This is a genomic window from Gilliamella sp. B2887, from assembly GCF_026537015.1.
Lineage (GTDB): Bacteria > Pseudomonadota > Gammaproteobacteria > Enterobacterales > Orbaceae > Gilliamella.
This window is the reverse complement of sequence record NZ_JAFNMX010000019.1, coordinates 1-3217: the sequence shown is the minus strand read 5'-3', so window position 1 is coordinate 3217 and position 3217 is coordinate 1. Positions and strand designations below refer to the sequence as shown.

The following is a 3217-nucleotide window of genomic DNA, read 5'->3' as shown; positions in this document are numbered from 1 at the left end:
GAAAAAAAGCGTAATTAAAACCAAGACAACTGTGAGTTGTAAGGTTAAGAAATTAAGCGTACACGGTGGATGCCTAGGCAATCAGAGGCGATGAAGGACGTGTTAATCTGCGAAAAGCGACGGTGAGCCGATAAAAGGCGCGATAGCCGTTGATGTCCGAATGGGGAAACCCAGTGCAGGTGACTGCACTATCATCTGATGAATACATAGTCAGATGAGGCGAACCGGGAGAACTGAAACATCTAAGTACCCCGAGGAAAAGAAATCAACCGAGATTCCCAAAGTAGCGGCGAGCGAAATGGGAGCAGCCCAAGCGGGTAGCATAATGTATTAGTGGAAGCGTCTGGAAAGTCGCACGACAGAGGGTGAAAGTCCCGTACATGAAAATGCATTATGTGGAAGCTTATAGAGTAGGGCGGGACACGTGATATCCTGTCTGAAGATGGGGGGACCATCCTCCAAGGCTAAATACTCCTGATTGACCGATAGTGAACCAGTACCGTGAGGGAAAGGCGAAAAGAACCCCGGGAGGGGAGTGAAATAGACCCTGAAACCGTGTACGTACAATCAGTGGGAGCTGTTACCGTTGGGTAATAGTGACTGCGTACCTTTTGTATAATGGGTCAGCGACTTATATTCTGTAGCAAGGTTAACCGAATAGGGGAGCCGAAGGGAAACCGAGTATTAACTGTGCGTTAAGTTGCAGGGTATAGACCCGAAACCCGGTGATCTAGCCATGGGCAGGTTGAAGGTTGGTTAACACTAACTGGAGGACCGAACCGACTAATGTTGAAAAATTAGCGGATGACCTGTGGCTGGGGGTGAAAGGCCAATCAAACCGGGAGATAGCTGGTTCTCCCCGAAAGCTATTTAGGTAGCGCCTCATGTATAACTGTTGGGGGTAGAGCACTGTTTCGGCTAGGGGGCCATCCCGGCTTACCAACCCGATGCAAACTCCGAATACTGACAAGTTTAATCATGGGAGACACACGGCGGGTGCTAACGTTCGTCGTGAAGAGGGAAACAACCCAGACCGCCAGCTAAGGTCCCCAAGTCATAGTTAAGTGGGAAACGAAGTGGGAAGGCTTAGACAGCTAGGATGTTGGCTTAGAAGCAGCCATCATTTAAAGAAAGCGTAATAGCTCACTAGTCGAGTCGGCCTGCGCGGAAGATGTAACGGGGCTAAAACTATGCACCGAAGCTGCGGCAGTGCACGTAAGTGTATTGGGTAGGGGAGCGTTCTGTAAGCCGTAGAAGGTGTGTTGTGAGGCATGCTGGAGGTATCAGAAGTGCGAATGCTGACATAAGTAACGATAAAGCGGGTGAAAAGCCCGCTCGCCGGAAGACCAAGGGTTCCTGTCCAACGTTAATCGGGGCAGGGTGAGTCGACCCCTAAGGAGAGGCCGAAGGGCGTATCTGATGGGAAACGGGTTAATATTCCCGTACTGGCTATAACTGCGATGGGGGGACGAAGAAGGCTAGGTTTACCACCTATTGGATGGTGGGTTAAGCGTGTAGGGGTGTGATTAGGCAAATCCGGTCACTGAAACCCTGAGGCGTGATGACGAGCTACTAAGGTAGTGAAGTAATTGATGCCCTGCTTCCAGGAAAATCCTCTAAGCTTCAGGTTATAGTTAATCGTACCCGAAACCGACACAGGTGGTCAGGTAGAGAATACTCAGGCGCTTGAGAGAACTCGGGTGAAGGAACTAGGCAAAATGGTGCCGTAACTTCGGGAGAAGGCACGCTGATGGTAATTGAAGTCCCACGCGGATGGAGGTGAAGTCAGTCGAAGATACCAGCTGGCTGCAACTGTTTAATAAAAACACAGCACTGTGCAAACACGAAAGTGGACGTATACGGTGTGACGCCTGCCCGGTGCTGGAAGGTTAATTGATGGGGTTATGCGTAAGCAGAAGCTCTTGATCGAAGCCCCAGTAAACGGCGGCCGTAACTATAACGGTCCTAAGGTAGCGAAATTCCTTGTCGGGTAAGTTCCGACCTGCACGAATGGCGTAATGATGGCCAGGCTGTCTCCACCCGAGACTCAGTGAAATTGAAATTGCCGTGAAGATGCGGTGTACCCGTGGCAAGACGGAAAGACCCCGTGAACCTTTACTATAGCTTGACAGTGAACATTGAGCCTTAATGTGTAGGATAGGTGGGAGACTAAGAAGCATGCACGCCAGTGTGTGTGGAGTCGACCTTGAAATACCACCCTTTAATGTTTGATGTTCTAACCTATACTTCTGAATCGAGGTAAGGGACACTGTCTGGTGGGTAGTTTGACTGGGGCGGTCTCCTCCCAAAGAGTAACGGAGGAGCACGAAGGTTAGCTAATCCTGGTCGGACATCAGGAGGTTAGTGCAATGGCAAAAGCTAGCTTGACTGCGAGAGTGACGGCTCGAGCAGGTACGAAAGTAGGTCATAGTGATCCGGTGGTTCTGAATGGAAGGGCCATCGCTCAACGGATAAAAGGTACTCCGGGGATAACAGGCTGATACCGCCCAAGAGTTCATATCGACGGCGGTGTTTGGCACCTCGATGTCGGCTCATCACATCCTGGGGCTGAAGTAGGTCCCAAGGGTACGGCTGTTCGCCGTTTAAAGTGGTACGCGAGCTGGGTTTAGAACGTCGTGAGACAGTTCGGTCCCTATCTGCCATGGGCGTAGGAAAATTGAGAGGGTTTGCTTCTAGTACGAGAGGACCGAAGTGAACGCACCGCTGGTGTTCGGGTTGTGATGCCAATTGCATTGCCCGGTAGCTACGTGCGGAATAGATAAGTGCTGAAAGCATCTAAGTACGAAACTAGCCTCGAGATGAGTTTTCCCTGAAGAGATTCAGTAAGGTCCGTTTGAGACTAAGACGTAGATAGGTCAGGTGTGTAAGTGTAGTGATACATTGAGCTAACTGATACTAATGAACCGAGAGTCTTAACCTTACAACTCGGAGTTGTTTTGGATACGCGAAGTTGAGAGATTAAGAAATCATCGAAAGATGATGAAAGATTGATGAAACAGTTTGTTCCGGATTGAGCAATTGGTGAAGATATGTGATAATCATCATCAATAGAAAAAGAGAAGACAGAATATGTCTGGCGGTAATAGCGCGGTGGTCCCACCTGACCCCATGCCGAACTCAGAAGTGAAACGCCGAAGTGCCGATGGTAGTGTGGGTATTACCCATGTGAGAGTAGGGAGCCGCCAGACTTTTAAAT

At 49.7% G+C, this 3217-nt stretch carries 2 rRNA genes; both read left to right on the top strand.

The features are described 5' to 3' along the window. Positions 1–42 precede the first annotated feature (42 nt). Positions 43–2941: ribosomal RNA gene (locus J3U13_RS11245) — 23S ribosomal RNA — on the top strand. A gap of 152 nt (positions 2942–3093) precedes the next feature. Beyond that, positions 3094–3209 (top strand): 5S ribosomal RNA (gene rrf, locus J3U13_RS11240). The last annotated feature ends 8 nt before the right edge of the window (positions 3210–3217 follow it).